Here is a 22,744-nt window from a genome sequence, read left to right on the forward strand (position 1 = left end):
ATCACTCCGTCTCGATTGTGGTGGTGGGGTCAGGCCGCGCCGACGGCGGCCAGGTAGTCGTTCAGTGCAGCGTGCAGCGCCGAGGCTTCGACATCGGTTAGGCCGCCGCCCCAGTGTGCAGCGGCCAGCCGCCGGCCGCTGAAGCTGGCGGTGGCGGCGCTGGCGGCGCCCAGAACCCTGAAGGACTGGCCCGTAGGCAGGGCGGCGCTGGCGCTGGTCGACTGAGCGCCGAGCACGCCGTTGCGGAAGTCACGGACCGCCGTGGCGCTGACCCGGCTCCACATCGTGTGACCGGTGGACGTCGTCCGCCCGGCGCGGGTCAGGCTGCTGGCGTTGTTCGCCCGCAGCACGGTGTTGTCGGACGTGTTGCGGGGCAGGATGCGCGCATTATCCATGCCGATACACGGGGCGGCCTCCTGCACCTCCGTCAGGTTCCAGACGCCCATGTGGGCGCTGTCCTGCACGTATTGGTGACCGCCAGCCGAGGCGTCGAAGCCCGATTGCAGATAGGACGACGAGCCGTTGCCCTGGTAGCCCCGGCTCCCCAAGAAGGCCGGGCCGCCGACCGCCGTCAGCACCTGCGACGGCGTCTTCATGTTCACCAGCGCCGCTTGTCCGTCGTGCGCGGCCAGAAGATACAGCGCATCCAGCTTGCTCCAGACGCCGGCGTCGATCAGTTCCGAGATCAGGTTCCGATAGAGAGACGATCGAGCCGGTGAAGGCTGAACCGTCGTCGCGTCCAGGTAGGCTTGCAACGCGAAGTCCGCCGGATCTTCCTGGCGCGTGGTGTCTATCGGCTGCGCGTCCGTCCAGCCCGAGCTGAAGCCGGCGGACCAAGCCGACACGCCATACTCCAGAGGCCCCGCGTCAACGAGGCCGCTTTCGATCGCCAAGCCCCCGGAAACTCCTTGACCATCCTGGGGACTTTCTTCGACCCACGATGCCCCCCCGGAACCCCGCCAACGAACTGCATAGGTCAGGCCCGGACGCCCCAAGTCCTCAATGAGGATGCGGATGCGAACGCCGTTCGCGCCACCCAATGCCAACCTGACAGGCTCGGCCGATATCACGACCGGCAACGGCACTCTGACGGGGGGCGCGCGGTCCGTGGTTGAGGGTCCGACACCCTCCTCCGTCACAGGATTCCAGGCATCCACGTTCGGATCGGCCTTGACGATGTTGAGCGGCACCCGGCCGCCGCGCAGGTCGATCGACGCACCCAACAGTTCGAAATCGACCGACCGCATGCTGGTCGGACCTCGCTTGCGCTCCAGCCGCCCATAGCGCCGGCGGATGTGGTTCAGGCCATCCAGGTCGGCCGCCAGATCGCCGTGGCGATCCGCGAACACACGCGGCGCCATCCGCTTCATCAGTCGCCGCGCCTGCCCATGGCTCTGGACCCAGCCCAGATCTACCGGAAGGGGCTTTTCGTCTCCGACCTCCGCGATCAGGCCCTCGTCGCGCCAGTCATCGGCGGGCTGGGGGGAATAGCCGTGCGCACGGCTGGTGAAGGTCGCCTTGATGATGTTGTAGACGTCCTTGTCGGGCGCGCCCCGGTTCCAACTGGCCTCGACCAGGTTGCGATCCGACAGGACCACGCCAGACGGCGGCGGCTCGTATCTGCCGCCCTTGATGATCAGAGCGCCGTCGCCCCCCTCGGCCATCCAGCCATCGTAGCAGATCAGATATTGCGCGCGGACGTCGGCGTCCTCGGTCCCGATCTCCCACCAGCCGTGCTGTTCGTAGCGCGCCTCGTCGCCGCCGGCCGCCAGCGGCACGCGTTCGTTGCAGAGATCCGCGACGGCGGTGCGCTCCGCCAGCCGGGGCGCGTGATCGCCATACCAGTCCTCCAGGCAGATGGGCGGTGGCGGCGACGCGCTGCCCTCGCCCTTGCCCTGGATCCAGCCCACGCCGTCCCGACCGATGCGCGGCAGGTGGCGCAGGCACCATTCCCAGTGGACGTGATTGACGTGGGCGTTGGCGCTCCACTTCCACGTCGCGGGGTCCATCAAATCCTGATCGGGATCGCGCCAGTCATAGACCCTGCACAACCGCACCGTCGCAGACAGGGCGGGCGGCCCATTCGGATAGACGCCCATGACGTAACGATCGTCGATCGCCTTGCACAACAGGGCCATCCGCGCCACGCCCTCGCCGACGTGGCTTTCGTCATACAGGTCCGACAGGCCGGCCGCCGCGAACATCGCCACCAGCTCTTCGAAGGCGCCGTCGTCGCCGGCCTGACCCGTCTTGGTCAGAATGCGGATCTCGTGATCGCCATAGGCGCCGTTCAGCCGCTGCACCCATCCCTCGGCATCGACCGTCACGGCATCGTCGTTGAGCCAGAACTGTTCGAACGCATCGACGGGCTGGTCCAGCACATTGATGATCTCCACGTTCCAGCCCGGCAGGGACTCCCACAGGGCGCGCGGGCCTGACAGACGCGCCCTGCCCGTGCCAAGACGACGGCGCGGCGTCGTCTGATTGACCGGCACCTTGCCCTGCTCCGCATTCGGAACCTTGGGCGACACCAGGGACGACAGGCCGACGGCGGCTCCCACATAGACGAGGGCGTAGGTGGCGGCGTAGGCTACATTGGCGATCGTCGCCGCCGTCGTGATCGAGACGCCGGTCGCGGTCGCGGCCTGGAAAGCCGTCATGGCGACCCATTCCGCCGCCTTGGCGGCGATCCAGCTTATCGGGTCCGCCATGCCGTCCTCCACGCCTGGACTGGCGACGCGCGCCCCAGCCACAATCCATCCTGTGTGACGACGGCCCATTCGCCGCCCCCGATGCAGATCGCGCCCACCAGGCCCGACAGACGAGGCCCGACCCCGCGCGTCGCCATGGGGAGCAATCCGACGTCTCCGGCCCGTGATCGCTCCACGGTCATCAGACCGGCCGCATCGGCCCCGCCCTGCCAAAGGGCCTGCAAACCGCCGGCGCGCCCTGCCAGCCGCGCCGCACCAAGAGCGGTGCGATAACGCCCGCGCCAGCCGGACGCCGGATCATCGTGGCCGCAGGCGGCGACCCAGTCGGCAGGCCACAGCGTGCAGTCATGCTGCCCCCAGGCGCGCGGCGTATCGACCGCTCGATCCAGCCAGGCGGCGAGGGCGACGCCCTTTCCCTGGGTCACGCGATAGGCGGGTGCGGTCGCGTGGCGTCCGCACTCAGGCGACCGACCAGGGACATGCTGTTGTCGCCGGGATGAAGTCGGTTCTGTTCGGCATGGGTCCACAGGGCGGGCTGACCCACCCGGCGGCTGGTCCGGGCGGACCCCAGCGTGAGGGATACCGACATGGACAGCGCCTCGGCGTCCATCGACTCGCTACTGACCGCGATTTCTCGCGTCCCGACCATATCGACCCGCCAGCGGCGGAACCATTCGACCGGCGTGCGCCGCATGCGGGGGCCGTAAAACATGACCCCCAGGTTGGCGCGAACGCCCCGCACGCCGCCCTCGCGATCGACCAGCTCCACCGTGCGATCATCCACGCCGGACAGGGTGAAGGTCGTGCTTTCGGCCGCGCCATTCAGCAGCACTTCCAGCGCCGGCAAGTTCTGCATCCAGCCACAGCCTAGATACCGCCCACCCGTCGGATCGACCGCATCAGGCGGCACAGTGAACCCGCCAGAACCCGACCAGGCCCGCGCGACCTTCGGGCTCGTTGCGATCCGAAGAAAGACAGCGGCGGCCACCCGCCGTCGCCCGACGGCTTTGTTGACGGTCTCAATCATAGATAGTCGAAGCTCTCGACGAAGCCGATGGACACGTCCGATCGGAAGGGCGGACGGATCACGGGCCAGACTTCTTGCGGCGAACTGGCCAGCCGCATGGTCACGCGCGGCGTCTCGAAATCCGCTTCCGCCCCGGCCTTCAGATCGGTGCGCAGCGGAACGCCGAAGAAGACCTCGCGGACCTGGCTGGTCGTTTCCGCATCTAGGTCCTCGATACAGTACGCGCGGTAGCTCGCCTCGGGATGGTTGAACGACCAGTATTCACCGCCCAGCAGCGGGCGGCCGGTCTTGCGACGGATCTTCAGGACGGTGTCGCCCTCCATCGCATCCTCAGCCAGTTCGAAATGGATGCGACCGGATTGAAAGGCGGCTCCGTCTGAAAAGCGTGCGCCATCGTTGAACCGCGACAGGGCTGGCCCCAGCGAGGGGTCATCCATCGGCCGCTGCGGATCGTCGATGATCGGCATGACGATCTCGCCGCCGCTCGCCGCATGCATCAGCAGGGCGCGAAGGGTCCGGTGTTGATCCGGCTTCGACACGCGGATGTCGCCCAGCTTGCCCATCCACCACCCCCCGGCGGACCAGTCCACGGTCTGCCCCGGACCGGCCAGCGCCGATCCGCCGCCGATCAGGGTGCCCGCAGGCCACAGCTGGAACGTGCCGGGCGCCAGAAGCGCCAGCGGAAAAAGCCTCGCCGTCATGCCGCCCTCAGTTCTTGTAGGCGCGGGCGTCGGCCACGGCCGTCGGCGCAGCTTTCGCGCCGGTTTCGACAGACTGGGCGTAGGCCGTAGCCATACCTTGCTGCACGACACGGCCCGAGATCCGCACCACTTCCGGCTCGAATAAGTCGCCCTTGCGCGCCACGACCTCGACCACCACCCGCTGCGCATGTCCCGCGCCGCCGGCCGCGCGTCGCATCAGGTCCATCGACCGCGCATTTTCAGTGATCCGCGACCCGCGCGGCAGGTCCAGCAGTTCCGGCCCGCGCTCGCCCACCCAGGTCGGGCCGCCGGTCCAGAAGTCCGTGCCTTCGGCGTTGCGCCCGAACAGGAAGTTGAACCCCTTGCTCAGCCAGCCCCCCGCCCCGCCGTCAGACCCGCCCTTCAGCATCGCCGACCAGTCCATGTCGAACAGGCCATCGACCAGCTTGTCCAGCAGGCGGTCGGCCGCCCGGTCGAACTGCGACGACAGGGCGTCGCGGATGCCGCCCGAGCGAATATCCCCGATCAGGCCGCGAACCCCCTCGCGCATCCCGCCCAAGGTCTCGGCCCGCAACAGCTGGCCATATTCGGCGACGGCCTGGTCGCGCCCCTCGCCATAGTTCAGCGGATTTAGACGGTCACCCTCGATTTCACGCGCCCGCCGATCGATCCAGTCGGCCCGATCCAGGCCGCGCAACGCGCCTCGGTTGCCGGAGGCGGAAGCGAGCGTCATCTTCCACTCGCGCTCCCGAACGGCGGTGCTGCGCGCCAACGCGTCGGCGCTCGCCTGTTCGAAATCCGCGATCTCCGACTCGACCAGATTCCGGGCAGTCGCCGTGTCTAGGCCCTTCTGCTCATAGGCAAGAATGCGCGCGGCGATATCCAGCGATCGCTCTCTGGACTTCACGAACCGGTCTTCTCCAGCCAGGCGCATGATCTCGATATCGCGCTGCTGCCCGATGTCCCGAATCTCTCGGGTCTGTCGGTCCGCACGGGCGTCGATCAGCCGCTGCTGTTCTTCCATCGCCGTGGTCCGAGCCTTCTCGGCGTCCGTGCCATCGTCGATTAGTTGACGCTCCCGCGTGCGAACGGCGTTCGCATCCTCCAGCCTTTGAACCTCGGGATAGTCCTGCCGCGCCCGCGCGACCTCCAAGTCGATCGTCGCAGCGCGATCCTCGTCCCGACGGCTGCGCTGAAGCGCTTCTTTCCGTTCGCGCTCCGCCTCGGCGGCCTCGCGCCGGGCCAAGGCCGCCGCTGATCGAGCGCCAGTCCGAGCCTCCCGATCTCGACGCTCCTGGGCCTGACGGTCTCGGAAGGCCTGCTGGTTTCGCGCGGCCTCTTCAGCCTTGCCGGTGTCCAGAATGTTCTGAATGCCCTGGCGCGTTTCCAGCACCCACAGTTCCGACGCCTCCCGACGCGAGTCGGCGCTGTCCGGCCGAGGCGATGCGACGCGTCGCCGAAGATCGCTGATCCGCTCGTCTTCCGTCTGGTGCAAGAACTCGCCCAGCTTGTCGATGGCGTCGGAAATCGACCGGCCAATCGCATTCCAGGCGTCGGTGATCTCTCCCGCCCGATCGGCATGGCCCGACACCGATCGCGTCAGTTCGTCCAGCAGCAGCTTTTGCGCGCCCAGCAGGTCGCCCTGCTTTTGCATATTCTCGATATTGTCCAGCTGCTCCAGGTTCAGCAGGCCGAACTGGGCGGTCATCGCCTCGCCGGCCTTCGCCGGATCGAGCATGGCCTTGGCCAGATCCTTCGTCGCGCCTTGGGCGTCGTTGCGGGTGAACGACGCATAGTCGCGCGTCAGGCTGATGAGATCGCCCAGCACCTGTTTGCCGATCTGGCCTGTCGCCAAATACTCCACGGCCATGTCGCGAGCAGCCTTACGGCTGATCTCGCCATTCTCAGCCGACGCCACCGTCAGGTCACGTAGCTGGTCAGCAGTCAGCCCCGCCGTGCGTCCAACGCCCGATGTCGCATCGGTCAGGTCCGCCGCCGCACTGTCCGCCCGCTGCCACGCGACGCCCAGCAGGACGACGCCCGCAGCCGCTGCGGTCAACGCCCCGCCTAGGGCGATCAGACCACCCGAGGCCTTGATCCCACTGGTCGCTAGCGCGTCGAGGATTTGCGGCCCCTGCTGGATCGCGATCATCGCCGGGTTCATGCCCATGGCGGCCGTGACGAACACGTCGGAGGCCTGACGCGTCAGGTTCAACCGCGAGGCCAACGCCAGGCGGGTCAGACCCTTTTCGTTTCGGGCGATCGCGGCGGTCGTTTCGTCGAACCGGACCCGCGCCTGACCTTGAAGCTGGGCCAGTTCTCCGGTCGTGATCTTCCCGGCCGCCGCGAGCGTCTGATATTCCCTCAGCTCATGGTTCAGCTTGTTGTTGGCGGCCGTCAGCGGGTCGATCGCCGCGCGCAAGGCTTCGACGCGCCGGACATCCGTGTCGCCCTCCATGAACACGCTGGCGGAGGCCGCCGCCGATCCGCGCGTCGGCTCGCGCACTCCCAGCATGGTGTTGAACCGGGCCTGTGACGCCTGCGCCTGAGCCGAATCCTGCGCCGCCTGCGCCATGGCACGATAGCGCTTCTCCAGACGCTCGGCCGCCGACGTCGCCTGCGCCGCGCCCTGTTCAGCCGCCGCGTAGGTTTCCTTGAAGCCCTGCGCCACCTCCTGCTGGTCGCGGCGCAGTTCGGTCTTACCCTCAGCCTTCAGGCGATAGGCGATCTGGCGCGTCGTCATTCGTCGCTCTCCTTGCGCAGGGCCTTCAGCACGGCGCCTTCGATCTCAGGCAGGCAGGCGGACAACAGATCGGCCGTGGCGGCGTCCATCGACGTCAGCTGGGCGAAGGCGATCCAGGCGGGATAATCCAGCCCGACCACCCCGTTCATCCCGACCCTCAGCTGGCCTGCGCAGCTTTCGGCAATCGCCCAGACCCTTTGGCCCGCCTCGGTGCGCGGGTCGTTTTCGCGGTAGGGGCACTCTGCGCAGTCGCCGCAGGCCTCGCAGAAGGCGGGACCGCCGTCGAAGTGCCAGTCTGCGAGCGCCCTGATCCTTTTTTTTCGGCGGCGGCCCGCATGATCGTCTCGACATAGGTCCTGTCGATTTCGTCATAGATCGCCGGGTTCTGCCGCAGCAGAGCCGTCACATACTCGGCCGTCACCGGAGCATTGCCCTCGGGCGCCGGATTGGCCTCACGCCACGCCGCCAGAGCCTCCACCGGCCCGTTCAGAATGTCGTCAGACGGGACCGGCGCGGGCGACCCCACGCCCTCCCATTCCAGCAACCCCCAGACCACGCAGCCGACGACGAACGCGAACTGCGGATCGTTGCGATCATCCGCCTCCATCGCAGTGCGCGCGAACCGCCGGGCGAACACCATCGCCTCCGACGGCCCGTGCCGAAACCGGCACCTCAAACCATCGGCGACATCGACCCACTCCGGCGGGGGCGTCTGAACCAGCTGCACCATCAGGCTGCGTCCGGCACGACGTATTCTTCGACGTCGTTGTCCAGGACGAAGGTGACCAGCCGACCCGTCACAGGGTCCTGCGCCCCCTGCCAGTTGTAGTCCGCCTGGATGGCGCCCGGCCCCGTGATCGGGCGCTTCGCCTTCGGCAGATAGACGGCGTGCGCGACGTGGCGCAGAGCGAACGTCGTTCCGGGGATGGCCCAGCTGAACGCCAGTTCGCAGGCCTCGCCGTTCTCTGCCTGGGTCTGCATTTCGGTGGAATCGTAACGAATGCCGACCGAACCGGTGACGCCCGCCATGCCCTCATCCACGCCGCCGATCCGACCGTCGCCGCGACCGACCGTCGGCACCGGGTCGGCGCCGTTCGAATAGTTGAACTGACCGCTGACCAGCGAGGGACCAAAGGGCATGCCATTGCGCCGCGCAGTGCCCGAGAAGGCCGAGAACTTGCGCATGACTAGGACAGACGGATCGGCCTTGATCGTGCTGGCGGCGACCGGCGTTTCGCCTTGGGCGATCGCTCCGATCGTGGCGTTCAGATTTCCGCTGCGCTGAAGCGGAACGCCATAAGTGTTGGCCTTCAGCCCATAGTTCTGGGTGTAGCTGGGCACCTCGGGCATGCCGACTTCCGCGGTCGCGGACGGCGTGGTCAGCGATGTCGCGTCCACCTTCCAGGTATGACGATAGCCGCCCGTCGCCGAGCCGCCGGCCAGGGTCGCGCCCGAGACCGTCACTGCCGCCGCGCTGGCGGCTAGGGCGAAGCTGTTGCCGCCAACGCCGACGGCGTCGTGCAGCACATAGATCTTCTGCACAGCGTCATCGCCCCAGTAGGAGGCCGCTGCGACACCGGGAACGGCGCTGGCGTTCAGGGCGCGAACGGCGTTCGCAATCGTTGCCTTGAGGGTAGGGCCGATCTTGATCTGATTGGCCCCGACCGTGCCCGTGGTGAAGGTGAACAGCTGACCGCCGACAGTGATGGTCGCGTTGTTCGCCGGCTGGGCCGAGAAGGTCAGATCACCCGAGGCAGCGACGCCCGCGACCGTGCTCGGAGCGCCGAATAGGAGCGTATACCAAAGCCCGATGTTGCGGGCGCACAGCGGCACGACGACGTCGCCGGCATTGTTGACCGCATCCCGACCCGGTTCCTGCGGCATGCGGCCGAAGCCCAGCACATCGCTTTCAACCAGCCCCTGTTCGTCGCCCAGATTGGCGCTGACGAATGGTGTCTGGAACCAGGTCAGCACGGACAGCAGCGCCCCATAGGACGCCTCCATGCCCAGCAGAAGGCGCCCATTGGCGCCGCGAGCGCGACCACCAGCCATATCAGTTCTCCATGAAAGATGCCGCTGGGCCAAAGCCTCAGGCGAGCGGGTTCGAGGTGGTGTATTCGGCGACAATGTTGACGACGGCCGCTCGCAAGGGCTGGGAGCCGGACGAGACGATGTCCTCAGGCGCGGGGGCCGTGGCCTCCAGCCAGTTGCAAAGCCCGCCCAGGCTGCGATCCGCCACGATGGCTGCGCCGGCCGTGATCAGCATGGCGTCCAGCAAGGCATGACGATCCCCCGCGCCGTCCGGGCTGAAAAACTCGACGGGGATGGGGTGCTGATAGGTGAAGGCGGAGGGCGAAAAGGTCTGTTCCGGTTGCCCCGGATCGCCGTCCCGGACGATGATCAGACCGCCCGGACTTGACCGCGTTGGCCAGGGCGCGTCGCGCTCGACTTCAGCGTTGGGAAGAGCGGCCTTGAGCGCCGCGACCAACGCGACGACGACCTGTTCGCGGTGACTGGACATCCTATCTCCAGTGCTTGCTCAACAGAGCGGGGTATCTGGCGTCTGCCGCCGTCGCCAGCGCATCGAGATCCAGCCGCTTGGACACCCGGACCAGCGGAACGAGAGTGAACATGACGACGAAGGCCTGCGAGCTTTCGCGATACGACCGATGCCCCTTGGTGCGTTGATTGGCCGAGGCGTTGCGCCAGCGACTTGAGGCCCGCCGCACGACTAGGCCGGTGAAGCCGGCAAAACCGACGCCTCGACCGACACGCGACGGCGTCGATTTGAGGCGGTGATGGCCGGGATTGATGACAACCAGCTGACGATTGAACCGCGCCTCGACCTCTTGGGGAGACAGCCGGTTGCCCTGCCGTTTCTTCGGCACGTCGTCCGTGGGAATCCAGAGGTAACGCGCGCCATTCACCGGCCGAATTGTCGCGCCCCGCGCGTAGCTGTCGATGATCTCGGGCGCCGTCGTCCAGATCAGGCCTGCAGCGTCCAGACTATTCTGCGCCCGAGGATAAACTTCATTGCGGATCGTGCGCGACAGCCGCTCGCCAAGCCCGGCGTCCATGACCTGATCGCGCCAGTCCTGTTTCAGCTCATTGGCGCCCTCACGGATCGCGCCGGTGACGAAGCCTGCGATCTCGTCTTCCGTGCCGCGCGCCAGTCCGTCCAGGCTCTCGCGACCGCCTACGCTGTGGCGCATCACTCTTCCGCCACCACACAGACCCAGCGGCCCTTGCGGTCGATCTTCGGATCACCCGTCACCCGAAAGCGACGGCCGCTGGCGACCAAGACGACCAGATCGCCATCAACGGGAGACTGGATCTCGGAACGACGAACCATAATCACCCGATCGGCGACTAGGACCTGACTGCCGCCAAACCCCTCGACCGCATCGAACTCGCGGTAGCGAACGCGGACGGGATCGGGAAACCCGGCCCAGTCCGCGTCCTCGCCGAGCGTTTGGAACACCGCATCCTGCATGCGCGCCACGCGCCCGGCGAACGACATCATGGTCAGATGGTCGGAACCAGCAGGACCTTGCCCAGAGCTTCAGCGGCCAGCTTGTCATAGGCGGCGATGCCGCCCTTGCTGTTGTTGGTCGCCGTCTTGGTCCAGACCTTGCCGGTGTCGTCCCAATACAGGGTGTCGCCCTGGACCCAGGCCTGGCTGGTCGCAGCGTCCGCGATGAAGACGCCCTGGATATCGCCCGAATAGGCGACGCCCTCGGCGGCCGTGGTGGACGGCACGTGGATCAGGCCGCCTTTCTTGACGGTCTTGCCTGACGCCACCCCGCCAGCGGGGGCGACGAAGTCCAGGGCGTTGCCCGGTTGGAAATGATTACGCATGTCGATACGTCCTTTGCTGAAACGACGAAAACAGCGGGACCGGACGAACCGGCCCCGCTGATCGGAGGGCGCTTAGGCGCCGGGGTTGCGGAAAGCGGCGTGGGGGTCAGCGCCGCCGAAGTAGTAGTCCAGCGTGACGCGCATGCTCATGCCGTCGGTGTTGAACTGCTCTTCGGTCATGACGCGCGGACCAGGCGACGAGGCGAGATAGCCATAGTTCCAGGCGGCGGCTTCGTTCGGGTCCGCGTAGAGTTCCCACGCATTGCCGACCATCGACCCTTCACCGACGGGCGTCAGGCGACCAGCCAGCGGATTGACCTCGCCCTGCACGACAGGCTGGATCGACGACGTCAGCTGCTCCGCCACCGTCAGCAGATCCGCGCCGACCAAGAAGGTCGAGGGCATCAGGTTCATGATGTTGCCGTCGATATCCTTCTGAACCATCATCTTGGCGCGAGCAGCGCCCAGCGACGCGATCGTGGGAGCAGCGCCCGAGGCGGCGAGGTTTCCGTGATCAGCGTGGAAGAAGGTCTTGCCGTCCGACATCTTCGGACCGAGTCCGGCGTTCAGGTTCTTGACCGCCCAGGCCGTCGCGTTCTCGAAGTTGCGAACCGTCCGGCCGATCGTGCCGAAGACTTCATCGAACACACCCAGATCGTCGTTGACGATCATCTGACGCGTGATGCGGACGATACGGCCATAGGAGCCGAGAACCACGGACTCCTTGCCCTCGTTGATCGTGCCCGACTTGATCTCCCCGTCTTCCTGGTAGGGAAGCAGGGTCGGGAAATCGCCGACGGTCAGCAGCTTGGTCGGGCGGAAATCGCGCAGGTCGCGACGGCGCGAGATCGCCTGATAGGTCGCCGGTCGAACCTCATAGCGACGCTGGACGATGCGCTGACCGACCGACTCCAGGATGATCGGGAAATCCGACGTGGTGTGAGCCGCACGCAGGATGGTGTGCGGATCGCGCTCGGTGCGGGGAAGGCCGGCGCGTTCGGCGGCAAGTTCCAGCATGGGGGTGTGCATGAACTGACGCGCGCCCTCGCTGGGCTGAGTGTGCGTCGCCCGAGCCACCAGCGCTTCAACGACCAGACCTTGCGTGCGGACCTGTTCGTTGTCGCCAGCTCGGGCGGCAGCGCCGGACGCCACCGAGGCGGTTTCCGTCCGCTGACGTTCGGCAGCAGCGCGCAGCAGAGCATCACGCGCGGCCTCAGGCCCGATCTCGCCACGTCCGTTCTGCGTCACCAGTTCGGAGGCGCGAGCATCAACGCCCAGCGACCGGGCCAAGTCGACGAACTCGACCGCCTCAACGCCGGAGAAGGCGCGAACGCCGGACGCAGCCGACGCGGCCGACGCGGCCGGGGTGATCGGCGCAGCACGCTCACCAGTTGCGGAAGCAGCTGCTTGCGCAGGATCGGTCGGAGCAGGCGCAGGCGGCAACCCGCGCTCAGCAGCGTTGGGGTCCAGAACGGCAGCAGCCGCACCGAACGCCAGGGCGGCCATACCGCCAATCAGGGAACGTCTCATGTCTTCATCCTCTTCGGAGTTGGCGGTAGCGCCAGGGCTTGGGGTTGCGGGGTTGGGATTGGCCGCAGAACGCACCCCGGCGCTCGGATCTGCGGGAACGGGAACGAGGCTGGCTTCCAGCAACTCCCAGGCGGTCGCGCGCCAGGTGTGGATGCCCGTCTCTTCTTCGATCTGGACGACCGTCCAGACTTTGACGTCGTAACCGATGGACACGCCGCGCAACTCGCCGCGCTGGACCATGCCCTCGGCCTCTCGACCGGCCGGCGTGTCGGCAAACCTCGCCGTCGCGACCAAAGCCGGAACGCCATCGACGCTTTCAACGCGCGCGCTGACGACGGTCCCTAGGATGTCGCCTATCGACCAGCGCGAGTGGGTGTTGAGCAGCGGAACAACGCCCCGCCCCACCCGACCCAGATCGATGGCCGCCGCCGTGATTTCCAGCTCTTCGACGAAGCCGCAGCGCGAAACCGGCGCACCGACCGACAGGACCAGTTCGACGGTCCGCGCTGAAGCGTCATAGGTCGCAGGCCGGAAGGCGGCGTCGCGCACCTGCCGCGTCGCAGGCGGGGCGTTACGCGTCTCGACGCCGGCATCGGCATCACGCGTCATCATCGGCTGGACGGCGAGAAGCGCCGCCGCCGTTACAGCGGTCATCTTCATGAGGTTTCCTTGAGTGCTAGGCCGCGAGGCCTTGGGCTTGCTGCCCTTTCGGCAGCAGATAGCCGGTCGCCTGTTGCAGGACGCCGGAGTCGGTCAGGCGGCGCGGATCGGTTTCCAGCGCCAGGCCCAGTTCGTCGATCATGACGTTCATGGCGTTGATCTGGAGCATGTGCTCATCACTGTTGATGCCGCGCTCCGCCAGGGATCGGGCCAGCAGCTTCAGCCCGGAACGGATTTCGATCACCTCGGCCATCAGATCCTTGATCGGATCGGCCTGACGCCGCACCGGCAGCGCCCAGGTCTGGCGCACATCCAGGAACCGACGATCACCCGTCCGGAGCGCCAGCAGGCGACGACGACGGCGAACCGCCGGCAGGCACAGTTGAGGGATGATCATGTTCTGCTGGTCATCGTCCAGCAGCGCCCATTGTCCCAGGAATGAGGCGCGCAGCCCTGAGTAGTTGGCTTGGGACACGTCCCCCGTCATGACGTGATAGGGCACCATCGCGGCAGAGACGGCGCCCAGTTGCTGGCGAATGAACTCGACCCCGTTCGACGACGGCGCGGGCGTGAACCCCGTGGCCTCGCCCCCTTCGCCAAGGTCCAGGATCATGCCCGGCCGCACGGTCTGAAGGTCGGGGCCGCGATGATCGACCTCATTCGCCGACTTGGCGGAAAGCGGCGACCGAGCCTGACCTTCCTTGCGCTTCAGGATCAGGGCGACACAGGCCGCGACCTTTTCCTGAAGCCGTTTGGCGTCCTCGACATCAGCGATGTCCCGCAAGGTCAGCGCAACCGAGGCCAGCCGTGAAATTCCGATCGTCTGACCGTGTTCGAGCGGTTCGAACATGTGGTCGACGTGCTGGGCGTCGATCCGCTCCGATGTCAGGGCTGTGGAATAGAGCAGGCTCGACGGATGATCGCGGAACAGGTGGTAGGCCAGACGCCGATCATCTTCGTCCAGTTCGACACCCTGGATGATGCGAACGCCGTTCGCGGCTGTCTCGGTCTTGGCGGTGTCCAGATGCTCCCCGGTCCGCCCCAGCAACCGGCCATCCGGTCCGTTATCGTCAGGACGCCAGACCGTCAGGCTGTTTCCGTCCACATAGGCGCCGCGCACCGACAACTTGCCATGGCCGTAGAAATCCTGCTGACCGCTGATCGGGCTCTCCGCCCAGCGGTCCCAGTCGTCCTGCGCGACCCGCTGAACGGCCTTGTCGGGGTGCAGCATCATCGGCGCAATACCGTCGCCCCAGGCCGACGCCACCATCTGCCGGACGCCCGTTGAGGCGTATTTGTTGTTGCGGACGAGGTCCCGAGCAGAGGCGGCTGTAATCGAAACTGCACGCTGATTTTCCACGTCAGCGCTAGTTCGCGGGCGGTTCCAGCCTTTCGTGCCGCGCCCCGACTTGGCGACGTCGTATCCCCGGATCGCCTCGACCGAGATCCGGGCCGCCATGCGCTTTGCGCCGGCCTCGGGGTCAACCAGGGCGACGGCGCTGTCGATCATCTTGCCAAAGTTCATCGGTCAGTCTCCGCAGAAAACGGCGAAGGTGGCCAGCGACGGCGGCGTCACGGACACGACGGACGCCTTGGTCCTGAAGTAGTCCAGCATCTTCAGCAAATCCGACGTGTTTCGGTAGGTGACGCTGTCACCGTCCGACTCGACACGCAGTTCGCCCGACGCAGCTGCAGCCTCCAGGGCGGCGATCTCGACGGCGTAATCAGGCGCTGGCATCAGAGATAATCCTCCCCGGCATCGACGAACGACGGCTGGGCCGCCGGTTCAGGTTGAGGTGAAGGCGGCGAGGCAGACGGCGCCGCGACGCCCGTCATCATCGAAAGCAAGTCGCCCTGGTTGGGATCGCGCGGCGCATAGCGTTCGGCCCGCAACGCGGCCCAGTCCTGTTCCGTCAGCGTATCCAGCATAAGCTTTTCGGCTGCGGCGAAGTTGTAGACGCGGCAGTCGAGATAGTGGTTCTGCCGCCCCGGCAGCGGCGCCCATTTCTTCTTGGGCCAGCTGTTCACAATCTCGACGACGATGGCCTCGGCCGTGACCATTTCGAACCAGTCGTCGGGCGTGTCTTTCGAGAAGTGGACCAGGCCGCGCGTCTGATCGGGCTGCTCACCCTTGGCCAAGGCCTGCGCCGCCTTCAGCGTGGCGCGCAGATAGCCATACCAGGTCAGCTTCACCCCATCGACGCCGACGAGATAGGCCTTGTCCTCGGACCGTTTGGACGCATAGCCGGTGCGGCTGCCCTGCTGTTCGTATCGCAGGTTCTCGCCGCGCCCCAGGACCGGCAGTCGCCACCCCGCCCGGCCGAACACAGCGGTCCGGTTGGGCCGCATGGCGCAATAGGCCTCGACCGCCTTAGTGTTGTAACCCGCATCGACCATTTCCTGATCGATCGGGTAGGCCTTGCCGCCAGGATACTCGACCAGACGGCGAGAATAGGCGTCCAGATCACGCCAGGCGCCTTCGCCCTCGACATCCGTAGCTCCCGGTATGAACCGCGCGCCCAACTGCCAGCTTTCGGCGTTAGGCCCCCATCCGACCCGTTCGGTGTAGATGCCGTCGCCCTGCACGTCGGAGGCCTGGGTCACCACAACGACGCCGACAGGCGCGCGTTCAAAGCCCCAGTCCTGTTCCTTCAGTTCCTTCAGCAGCTCATGATCCGGAGCCGTGCCGCGCAACTCGAACGGCGCGCCCAGCGTCAGCATCGTCCAGCCCTTGAGCTTGTTCTGATCGCCCTGGGCGTCCTCCCACTCGACCGCCATGTCGGCCCAGGTCTGGAAGTAGGTCAGCATCCCGTGGATGTTGAAGCCGCGACGGCGGCTTAGCGGCATCCGCGCCCGCAAGGCCTGGAAGCTCGCCTCGTCCATGTGTGTCGGCGTGGCCTCGCCGTCGATCTCGACGGAGAGCCAGCCGTCGATGCGGACCATTCCCGCTTTTTTCTGCCAATGCTCGACAGGCGACCCGCAGCAACGCGGGACCAGATAGGCTTCCTCCGGCTTGCCGTCCGGCCAGTGAATGTCCCGCTGGCCGTCCGCCTCCGGCTCCCAGCCGATGCGGAACCGCGATGCGCAGTGAGGGCAGACGAAGAAGAACTCGCGCCGATCCGACAGCGCGTGGGCCGCAGCGATCTTGCTCGACCCCTTGATCGTGGGCGTCGAAATCTTCGCCCGCTTGGACATACCCCGATTGCGGTAGACCTTGAGACGGCTGTCCACCATCGCCTCAGGCGACCCTTGCCGATCGACATCGTCCGGGAACTGATCGAGATCGTCCTCGACCGCATACCGAACCGTTCGCTGACGAAGGGACGGACCGGAGTTCCCGCCAGCCAGCGCGATGTAGCTGGACGACCGCATGAAGTTGAACCGGTATTTGGTCGATCCGCCCCCGTCCGCGCCGCCCTGTGGCTTGATCACGCCGTCGCGGCGATGCCCCAGCCGAGGCGACGCCTCGACCATTGGCCAGAACTTCTCCGTCGCCCACTCCAGCGCCGCCTTCAGCGTGGACTGGACGAACAGCAGCGGGCCGGGCGCGAGATCCGCGACATAGCCGAGCCAGTTCTCGATGGCCGCCGTGCCGCCCGACTGCGAGCATTTGATGATGTCCACTTCCTCGCAGGGATCGTGGGTGGACAGCGCGTCCATGATTTCGACGAGGTAAGGCGCGTTTTCGTGCCGCCAGGCGCCGGGGATCGGCGCGTCCTCGCTGAACCGGCGATACCTCTCCGCCCATTCCGACACGGTCAGCCGCGCCGGCGGACGCAGACCTTGCGCAGTGGCGCGGTCGAGACGAACGGCGTTCGCCTTCATAACCTCGCCCGTATCGCCGAAGGCCGTGTAATCGAACGCCATCAGCCGGCCTCAGCCAGTTCGACCTCGCCGCCCTCATCGTCCGCTTCGTCCTGCGCCGCCACCTCCGCCGCCAGTTCGGCTTCCAGTTGGTCATCCACCGACAGCGTCCCCGCCTCCGCCTGGTCCGCCAGTTCGGTGAAGATGCGGTCGATCTCCAGCGCGCCGACCGAAACGATCTGACGAGGGTCCTTTTCGGCGGCGAACCGCTCCGACATCGTGCGGAGCATCGACTGCATGCGCTCTCGCACCACCCGGCCCAGTTCGGTGGCGCGTTTTTCATATTCCGCGACCGCCACCAACTCCCCAGCCCTCCGGGCGTTGGCCATCTGTTTTTCGATGACCTGTTGCCGAACCAGATCGGTGCGGACGTTGGCGACATCCCGCATCTGGTGCGACACAGCCGACGCGGGCGCAGCCTGCTCCAGCGGCAGAGCGTCCTGCCCACCGCCGACCTGCGATGTCGTCGGACGACCGCGCGTCGGATCGACCTTGGCGTTCAGCCGGGCCTCAGTCCGCGCCACGTCCACCAGGACCGAGCCGTCCTCGCCTTCGCCGAACACGAGCAGGCCCTTGGTTTTGTAGTTGGAGACGGCAGAGCGCCCCACACCACGGTGCTTGGCAAACTCCGTCTGAGTCATCAGGCGGGGCGTGTTCACGGAGTTCAAAATCCTGAAACGGTGTGAACCACGCACAGAAAGCGCTCAGCCCCACCGTATAGGGACCGGCCCCCTGGAAAGGACCCGTCGGGGTGGGGGCGCGGCCGGTCAGGCCGGTGAAGCGACTGATCGGGTTCAGCTTTTCGGGGATGCGGCCACGAAAAACCCGCCTCGACGTAGGTGTCGGGCGGGTCATTGGCGCAGTTCAAGCGGTAGGTGTTTTGTGAACTTAGTGGCCCCTGATTCGCAAGCCCCCTTGGACGATCACCAGCCCAGCGCCCAGACCACCTTGGTCAGACCGCTGACCAGAGCCGTCAGGTTGGCCTGCCGGGTGCTACCCCCGCCGCCCAACGACCGGGCGGTGCGCCCCTCGCCTGCCACTGCACGGACCACGAACAGTTCGCGCTCAGACAACCCACCCTCCATCCCGCGCAGCCGACCCATCAGGTAGGCCTGCTGGAGAGCGGCCGGGCTGCGCATCGCCAGCCCTTCGGCCGCCGACCGTCCGCCGCCGATCATCCCGGCGTTGGCCAGTGCGGACTTCAGCCCGCCCGCCTGCGCCTCGAAGCACAGGCGGTAGGCCAGCCCGGCCTTGTGCAGGGCGACGGTGATGACGCCGGTGTCCTTTGCCGAGGTCAGCCCGTCGCGGCTGCGCATCCGATAGGCGGCGGGCGCATCCTTCCCCGTCAGCCGTGAGACGCCGTATTCGGCGCGGATGTCGCGACGGTCCGCCGCCGTCAGCTTCTCCCCCTGCGAAACGGCCTCGCGTTCGGCGTCCTGGACGGCGGCCTTGGCGGCGGCTTCCTCCCGCAGATACGCCGCGCCGATCACGTCGCCATCGACGATGTCGCTGATGACCACGGCCTGTTCGACCACGGCCTCGACCTGCGGACGGGCGGCTTCGGCTTGGCGTGCGGCCTTGCGGGCCAGCCTGCGCTGGCGATTGGACATCACAGACATGCGCCGCCCCCCTGCCAGAGCGACCGTTCCACGGCGTTCCGGCGCATGTTCCTATTTAACTTATTGATTGTCTTAAGATTAGAGAGAGAGGGAACGCATGGAACGCATGGAACGCACCTGTGGCGTCGTGTGCCTGCCTGCCTGTGCGCTCGCCGGGGAGTCCATTTAGGCGTTCCGACCGTTCCGACCGTTCCGACCGTCTCTTTCCGCAGCCTATTCATAGACTTCACCCGGAACGCTTGACGGAACGCCCTCGGAACGCCGAGAGGCCTTCTCCATCCAGGGGGTAAGGGGGATGGCCAGCGAGCGCTGCTTGATCCCCACGCCGAACGACAGCGGCTTGGCGGCCCAGGTCCGGTATTCCGGCCCCATGGCGTCGAGGTATTCCAGCGCGGTGCGATAGTCGCCCCAGCGAGTCTTCCCATAGATGCGGTCCAGCACCGGGTGATTGTTGCAGACCAGCAGCCACGGCCCGGATCGCCCGTCCTTGGCGTCCCCTTCGAAAATCCTCAGCCCGTGCGCCTTCAGCACCTCGTCCTGCCAGGTGCGGTCGATGACGTGGGTCTTGATCACCTCGCCCAGGGTGACGTGGCGGTCCCCCCGATGCTGACGACTGTCCCAGCCCATCAGGTGCGCCAGCGCCTCGGCCCCCACATTGGTCACCACCTCGCGGGCCTGACGATGCTCCAGCAGCGGACGCCACCGCGCCGCCTCCAGCACGGCCGTCGCCGCCGTCAGCGGCTCATCCTCCAGCAGCAGCCGCCGCCCGGCCGCCAGCATGGCGATCAGATCGGCGTTGCGCGGTTCCTCGCCCTGCTCGACCAGCGCCGTCACGATCGAGGCGACATCGTCGCGATACCGCCCCGCATGCGTCAGCGCCCGCCCCAGCAGATGCGGGGCCAGGCGCTGCGAATGGCGGATGATCCGTCCCAGCTGTCGCCGGCTGGCCAGCCGGGGCTGGGGCGCGTTGGGCGCGAGGTCCGTCCCGGTCAGCGGCATCAACCGCAACTCCGCCACGCGCGAGGCCAGGGCCGCATCCATCTTCGCGGGCGTGATCGCCACCATCATCACGCAGCCGACGGCCGTCTGGGTCATCGTCCCGCCGGCGCTGTCGCTCTGGACCCGTCGTGCGCCCGCCCCCGTGGTCATCAGCCTCAGCAGGTTCAGCACCTGCTCGACTGCGCCCGGCCCGTCCGACCCGCCCGCCTCGGCTTCGTCCACCAGCTGCGGCCGCGCCATGCCCGAGACATCCGCCCGGAACCCGGCCTCTGAGAAGCTGGACACGATGTCCCCCGCCAGCGCCGACAACAGCCCGTGGCAGAACTCCAGAAAGGTCGTCTTGCCGGACCCCTGAAGCGCATGCATCAGCACGTGCCCCCGGAACGGCGCCGCCGCCCCCAGCAGCGACGCCATCAGCCATCCGGCGACCACATCCGCCCCGGTCAGACCGTCGTCGCCGATCGCCTCGAACCGCCACCAGTCCAGCTGACGCCTGATCCATCGGCCATGCCGCCTGGACAAAGGCTCTCCCGCCTCGGGGGCCGGGGGGCGCAGCTGATACAGCGGCCCGCGCTTGACCTTCAGCGCCTCTGCGATCGTGCGGCTGACGGTCGTGCCGTCATACCGATAAAGGATGATCTCTTCGCCCCGATGCAGCACCACGCCGCCGTCGCCGCCGGGCCAGACGCCCAGCGACCGCATCGGCCGGTTCGCATCCCACTTGCCGGCGTCGCGGCAGGCCCGGTTAAACCACACGGCCGCCAGCTCGCGCTGGAACTTGTCGTCCTTGTCGCGCCAGTAGGACAGGAACGACTGCCCCGCCTGACAGGCGAAGATGTCGGTTCTCAGCATGCCGCCGATCTTGGCGGCGATCTCTTTGCGGATCTCGCCTTCCGGCATGGCGAAGATCACCCGCCCGCCGTCGAACCCCAGAGGCACGACGGGCGACATCGTCACGTCCGGGTTAGGAAACGCCCCCAGCATCTTTTCGCTGTCGTCGGGAGCTTGGCCCAGATAGTCGATCGGTTCGGCTTCGGTCATGCGGCACGCTTGGACTTGAGGGGTTGACCCGACAGCGCCATCACGCGTCGCAGGTCATCGTTCAGATCGGAGTTCTTGCTGGGCCAGACGGGCCGGGGCGTCGCGCCGACGGCGGTCCAGGCGGCGCAGGCCAGGCGCGCGCACAGTCGCGCCCTCGCCTCCGCTTCCAGCCAGTAATGGGAGGTCCGGCCGCGCGGCGTCACCGCCTTGACCTGGACCGGCTTCATGTCGCGATCGATGCCGATCAGCACGGCGCCCAGGCCGGGCCAGACGAAGGCCGGGACCTTCGGATCGGGCTGCGGATCATACGGGTCGATCCGCCCTTCGTTGTCGCGCAACACCCCGCCTTGCAGCCGGCCCAGCGACAGGGCGGCGCAGGTGCGGATGATCCGGCCGCTGCGCCGAAACTCCAGCGAGGCCAGCGACAGGGCGTTCTCCGCCCCCTCCGCCGTCGCCGTTTCCGGACCATCCACGCCGTCGCAGCCCGGCCCGATCAGCCATGCCCCGCCCGGACGGCCGTCACGCTGTTGCGGCCCCCACATCCGCTTGGCGTCCTCGCCTACGGCCTTCTTGCCCTGGGGCGTCAGATAGGTGGCGTGGATGCCGCCCGTCGCCACGGCGCGCATCTTGTCCATGTCCCACACCACGACCAGCAGCAGCATGGCGGGCGCGAAGATCCACCGCCGCTTCACGTCGTCCCAGCACCGCTGGGCGCGCGGGTGAAACCGCAGATTCCCCGACGCGGCCTTGACCACTTCCGGCGCGATGCCGCGCCCCAGCAGATATTTCTCACCCAGCGATCCGGCGAACGGCTGGGCCGTCTTCCACAGGTCGATGGCGATCCGATCCGCCAGCGACGGCCCCTCGACCACCTCCGGCGACGCCGGCTGCTGTCGCGGCTTGGGCGCAGGCAGGGCGCTGGACCCGACCAGATCGCGCACCGCCTCGACGGGTGTGACCCGCTCCATATCGCAATACAGATCGACCACGTCGCCGAACTTGCCGCAGCAGAAGGTCCGCCACGTCCGCTTGCCCAGCTTGGCCTGGAACGTCGATCCGCCGCCCGCCAGCGCCCGCTTGGGGAAGCACCAGGGACAGGCCCCGCGCCGATTATTGTCCGGCCCGCGCAGCTTCACATACCGGCCCGCCACGGCGTCCAGACTGACCTCGCGCTTGGCAATGTCGAACATCGACTCGGTCATGCCGCTGCCCCGATGCGAACGCCGTTCGCATTCAGCGTCGGGTTGTGCTTTACGGCCCGACGGAGGGACTTATGAAACGACTGATCGCGGCCGCTGTTCTCGGCTTGGCGCTTTGTGGACAGGCCAAGGCCGCCCCTACAGCGGAGCAGAAGGCGCGAGAGGTTGCAGACCTCCAGGCGCAGATCGGCATGCGCGTGGCGGCCGACCGCATGGCCGACCTCACGAAACTGCAAGTCGTCCTGACCGTGTTCGGCACAGTCGGACTGTTCTTGACAATCGCCCTCACCGCGAGGTCCGTCAGGGTCACTCAGGACGCCCTTCGAGATCAGCAGAACACCGCGAAGCGAGAGCTTCGCGCCTATCTCGGCATCTTGGAGACTTTCGTGGACCCCGTGATCGAAGGGCGTCCTGTGCGCGTCCTCTACCGTTACAAGAACTTCGGATCGACACCCGCCCTGAATGTCCGACGGATGGGAGTTCTCAACGTCCCTGTCGGCGACATCGATGAGCCTGAAGTCCGTATTCCCGACAATTTCGAGTGGACACGGGTTGTCGACATCATGCCTGGAGGGACGAGCAGTTTTCGAGTCACCTTTACAGCGGCGCTCGCTGAACCTCTCCTTCACGCCTTCCAGATCGGCGAGGCTGCCGTCCAGGTTTTCTCGGTCGTCGAGTATGACGATGTGTTTGGAGACAGCCACTCGCTCAGGATCAGTGAAGTTCGACGCGGCCCGGAGCTGTGCGATAACATCGTCAACGATGCGGCCGCTGACGCTGACCATCCTCGCC

General features: G+C 66.9%; 21 protein-coding genes. All 21 read right to left on the reverse strand.

What is annotated here, in order from left to right; genetic code table 11:
* Positions 1 to 29: 29 nt before the first annotated feature.
* The 21 genes from EGY25_RS04305 to EGY25_RS04405 all read right to left on the reverse strand — a co-directional run bounded on the left by EGY25_RS04305 (position 30) and on the right by EGY25_RS04405 (position 22,737).
* Entirely contained in the window at positions 30 to 2,711 is a 2,682-nt protein-coding gene (locus EGY25_RS04305) for a hypothetical protein (protein WP_135193807.1), read from the reverse strand.
* Positions 2,696 to 3,136: a DUF6950 family protein gene (locus tag EGY25_RS04310; protein WP_135193808.1), complete on the reverse strand. Its 441-nt coding sequence runs from the start codon at positions 3,134 to 3,136 to the stop codon at positions 2,696 to 2,698. Before EGY25_RS04310 ends, EGY25_RS04305 begins: the two co-directional genes overlap by 16 nt.
* Complete coding sequence (locus EGY25_RS04315) at positions 3,133 to 3,738, reverse strand: hypothetical protein (RefSeq protein ID WP_209307969.1); 606 nt, start codon at positions 3,736 to 3,738, stop codon at positions 3,133 to 3,135. The genes EGY25_RS04310 and EGY25_RS04315 overlap by 4 nt, the downstream gene beginning before the upstream one ends.
* Positions 3,735 to 4,439, reverse strand: a complete 705-nt coding sequence (locus EGY25_RS04320; protein ID WP_135193810.1) for a hypothetical protein — start codon at positions 4,437 to 4,439, stop codon at positions 3,735 to 3,737. The genes EGY25_RS04315 and EGY25_RS04320 overlap by 4 nt, the downstream gene beginning before the upstream one ends.
* Positions 4,440 to 4,446: 7 nt before the next feature.
* Complete coding sequence (locus tag EGY25_RS04325; protein ID WP_135193811.1) at positions 4,447 to 7,182, reverse strand: phage tail length tape measure family protein; 2,736 nt, start codon at positions 7,180 to 7,182, stop codon at positions 4,447 to 4,449.
* Positions 7,179 to 7,331: a hypothetical protein gene (locus tag EGY25_RS04330; RefSeq protein ID WP_135193812.1), complete on the reverse strand. Its 153-nt coding sequence runs from the start codon at positions 7,329 to 7,331 to the stop codon at positions 7,179 to 7,181. The genes EGY25_RS04325 and EGY25_RS04330 overlap by 4 nt, the downstream gene beginning before the upstream one ends.
* Positions 7,332 to 7,339: 8 nt before the next feature.
* Positions 7,340 to 7,822 carry a hypothetical protein gene (locus tag EGY25_RS04335; RefSeq protein WP_135193813.1) on the reverse strand — a complete coding sequence of 161 codons (483 nt, stop codon included), beginning with the start codon at positions 7,820 to 7,822 and terminating at the stop codon, positions 7,340 to 7,342.
* An 89-nt stretch (positions 7,823 to 7,911) separates the two neighbouring features.
* Positions 7,912 to 9,234, reverse strand: coding sequence for a phage tail tube protein (locus EGY25_RS04340; RefSeq protein WP_135193814.1), 1,323 nt, complete (start codon positions 9,232 to 9,234; stop codon positions 7,912 to 7,914).
* A gap of 37 nt (positions 9,235 to 9,271) precedes the next feature.
* Positions 9,272 to 9,703, reverse strand: coding sequence for a hypothetical protein (locus EGY25_RS04345; RefSeq protein WP_135193815.1), 432 nt, complete (start codon positions 9,701 to 9,703; stop codon positions 9,272 to 9,274).
* Position 9,704: 1 nt separating this feature from the next.
* Positions 9,705 to 10,394, reverse strand: coding sequence for a DUF6441 family protein (locus EGY25_RS04350; RefSeq protein WP_135193816.1), 690 nt, complete (start codon positions 10,392 to 10,394; stop codon positions 9,705 to 9,707).
* Positions 10,394 to 10,705, reverse strand: coding sequence for a head-tail joining protein (locus tag EGY25_RS04355; protein ID WP_135193817.1), 312 nt, complete (start codon positions 10,703 to 10,705; stop codon positions 10,394 to 10,396). Before EGY25_RS04355 ends, EGY25_RS04350 begins: the two co-directional genes overlap by 1 nt.
* Before the next feature lie 2 nt (positions 10,706 to 10,707).
* Positions 10,708 to 11,040, reverse strand: a complete 333-nt coding sequence (locus EGY25_RS04360) for a DUF2190 family protein (RefSeq protein WP_135193818.1) — start codon at positions 11,038 to 11,040, stop codon at positions 10,708 to 10,710.
* Between the two features lie 72 nt (positions 11,041 to 11,112).
* Positions 11,113 to 13,230 (reverse strand): prohead protease/major capsid protein fusion protein, encoded by a 2,118-nt coding sequence (locus tag EGY25_RS04365; protein ID WP_135193819.1) that lies wholly within the window; start codon positions 13,228 to 13,230, stop codon positions 11,113 to 11,115.
* Between the two features lie 16 nt (positions 13,231 to 13,246).
* A complete protein-coding gene (locus tag EGY25_RS04370; protein ID WP_135193820.1) occupies positions 13,247 to 14,755 on the reverse strand; it encodes a phage portal protein in 1,509 nt (502 codons plus the stop codon).
* Positions 14,756 to 14,758: 3 nt separating this feature from the next.
* Entirely contained in the window at positions 14,759 to 14,968 is a 210-nt protein-coding gene (locus EGY25_RS04375; RefSeq protein WP_135193821.1) for a phage head-tail joining protein, read from the reverse strand.
* Entirely contained in the window at positions 14,968 to 17,097 is a 2,130-nt protein-coding gene (locus EGY25_RS04380; RefSeq protein ID WP_135193822.1) for a terminase gpA endonuclease subunit, read from the reverse strand. Before EGY25_RS04380 ends, EGY25_RS04375 begins: the two co-directional genes overlap by 1 nt.
* On the reverse strand, positions 17,097 to 17,753 hold the full coding sequence (locus tag EGY25_RS04385) for a hypothetical protein (protein ID WP_209307970.1): 657 nt from the start codon (positions 17,751 to 17,753) through the stop codon (positions 17,097 to 17,099). Before EGY25_RS04385 ends, EGY25_RS04380 begins: the two co-directional genes overlap by 1 nt.
* A gap of 264 nt (positions 17,754 to 18,017) precedes the next feature.
* Positions 18,018 to 18,713: a hypothetical protein gene (locus EGY25_RS04390; protein WP_135193823.1), complete on the reverse strand. Its 696-nt coding sequence runs from the start codon at positions 18,711 to 18,713 to the stop codon at positions 18,018 to 18,020.
* A 213-nt stretch (positions 18,714 to 18,926) separates the two neighbouring features.
* Complete coding sequence (locus EGY25_RS04395; RefSeq protein WP_135193824.1) at positions 18,927 to 20,753, reverse strand: hypothetical protein; 1,827 nt, start codon at positions 20,751 to 20,753, stop codon at positions 18,927 to 18,929.
* Positions 20,750 to 21,955, reverse strand: coding sequence for a DUF7146 domain-containing protein (locus tag EGY25_RS04400; protein WP_135193825.1), 1,206 nt, complete (start codon positions 21,953 to 21,955; stop codon positions 20,750 to 20,752). Before EGY25_RS04400 ends, EGY25_RS04395 begins: the two co-directional genes overlap by 4 nt.
* Complete coding sequence (locus tag EGY25_RS04405; RefSeq protein WP_135193826.1) at positions 21,952 to 22,737, reverse strand: hypothetical protein; 786 nt, start codon at positions 22,735 to 22,737, stop codon at positions 21,952 to 21,954. The genes EGY25_RS04400 and EGY25_RS04405 overlap by 4 nt, the downstream gene beginning before the upstream one ends.
* Between the last annotated feature and the right edge of the window lie 7 nt (positions 22,738 to 22,744).

Source organism: Brevundimonas intermedia, assembly GCF_004614235.1.
Classification (GTDB): Bacteria; Pseudomonadota; Alphaproteobacteria; order Caulobacterales; family Caulobacteraceae; genus Brevundimonas; species Brevundimonas intermedia_A.

What these genes read in the sequence shown, in the direction of transcription:
- EGY25_RS04350 (WP_135193816.1), bottom strand. Translation starts at nt 10,394, where the DNA reads ATGCGCCACAGCGTAGGCGGTCGCGAGAGCCTGGACGGACTGGCGCGC.
- EGY25_RS04320 (WP_135193810.1), bottom strand. Translation starts at nt 4,439, where the DNA reads ATGACGGCGAGGCTTTTTCCGCTGGCGCTTCTGGCGCCCGGCACGTTC.
- EGY25_RS04375 (WP_135193821.1), bottom strand. Translation starts at nt 14,968, where the DNA reads ATGCCAGCGCCTGATTACGCCGTCGAGATCGCCGCCCTGGAGGCTGCA.
- EGY25_RS04365 (WP_135193819.1), bottom strand. Translation starts at nt 13,230, where the DNA reads ATGAAGATGACCGCTGTAACGGCGGCGGCGCTTCTCGCCGTCCAGCCG.
- EGY25_RS04315 (WP_209307969.1), bottom strand. Translation starts at nt 3,738, where the DNA reads ATGATTGAGACCGTCAACAAAGCCGTCGGGCGACGGCGGGTGGCCGCC.
- EGY25_RS04325 (WP_135193811.1), bottom strand. Translation starts at nt 7,182, where the DNA reads ATGACGACGCGCCAGATCGCCTATCGCCTGAAGGCTGAGGGTAAGACC.
- EGY25_RS04395 (WP_135193824.1), bottom strand. Translation starts at nt 20,753, where the DNA reads ATGACCGAAGCCGAACCGATCGACTATCTGGGCCAAGCTCCCGACGAC.
- EGY25_RS04330 (WP_135193812.1), bottom strand. Translation starts at nt 7,331, where the DNA reads ATGAACGGGGTGGTCGGGCTGGATTATCCCGCCTGGATCGCCTTCGCC.
- EGY25_RS04390 (WP_135193823.1), bottom strand. Translation starts at nt 18,713, where the DNA reads ATGTCTGTGATGTCCAATCGCCAGCGCAGGCTGGCCCGCAAGGCCGCA.
- EGY25_RS04345 (WP_135193815.1), bottom strand. Translation starts at nt 9,703, where the DNA reads ATGTCCAGTCACCGCGAACAGGTCGTCGTCGCGTTGGTCGCGGCGCTC.
- EGY25_RS04360 (WP_135193818.1), bottom strand. Translation starts at nt 11,040, where the DNA reads ATGCGTAATCATTTCCAACCGGGCAACGCCCTGGACTTCGTCGCCCCC.
- EGY25_RS04340 (WP_135193814.1), bottom strand. Translation starts at nt 9,234, where the DNA reads ATGGCTGGTGGTCGCGCTCGCGGCGCCAATGGGCGCCTTCTGCTGGGC.
- EGY25_RS04355 (WP_135193817.1), bottom strand. Translation starts at nt 10,705, where the DNA reads ATGATGTCGTTCGCCGGGCGCGTGGCGCGCATGCAGGATGCGGTGTTC.
- EGY25_RS04400 (WP_135193825.1), bottom strand. Translation starts at nt 21,955, where the DNA reads ATGACCGAGTCGATGTTCGACATTGCCAAGCGCGAGGTCAGTCTGGAC.
- EGY25_RS04305 (WP_135193807.1), bottom strand. Translation starts at nt 2,711, where the DNA reads ATGGCGGACCCGATAAGCTGGATCGCCGCCAAGGCGGCGGAATGGGTC.
- EGY25_RS04380 (WP_135193822.1), bottom strand. Translation starts at nt 17,097, where the DNA reads ATGGCGTTCGATTACACGGCCTTCGGCGATACGGGCGAGGTTATGAAG.
- EGY25_RS04370 (WP_135193820.1), bottom strand. Translation starts at nt 14,755, where the DNA reads ATGAACTTTGGCAAGATGATCGACAGCGCCGTCGCCCTGGTTGACCCC.
- EGY25_RS04335 (WP_135193813.1), bottom strand. Translation starts at nt 7,822, where the DNA reads ATGGTGTTCGCCCGGCGGTTCGCGCGCACTGCGATGGAGGCGGATGAT.
- EGY25_RS04405 (WP_135193826.1), bottom strand. Translation starts at nt 22,737, where the DNA reads ATGGTCAGCGTCAGCGGCCGCATCGTTGACGATGTTATCGCACAGCTC.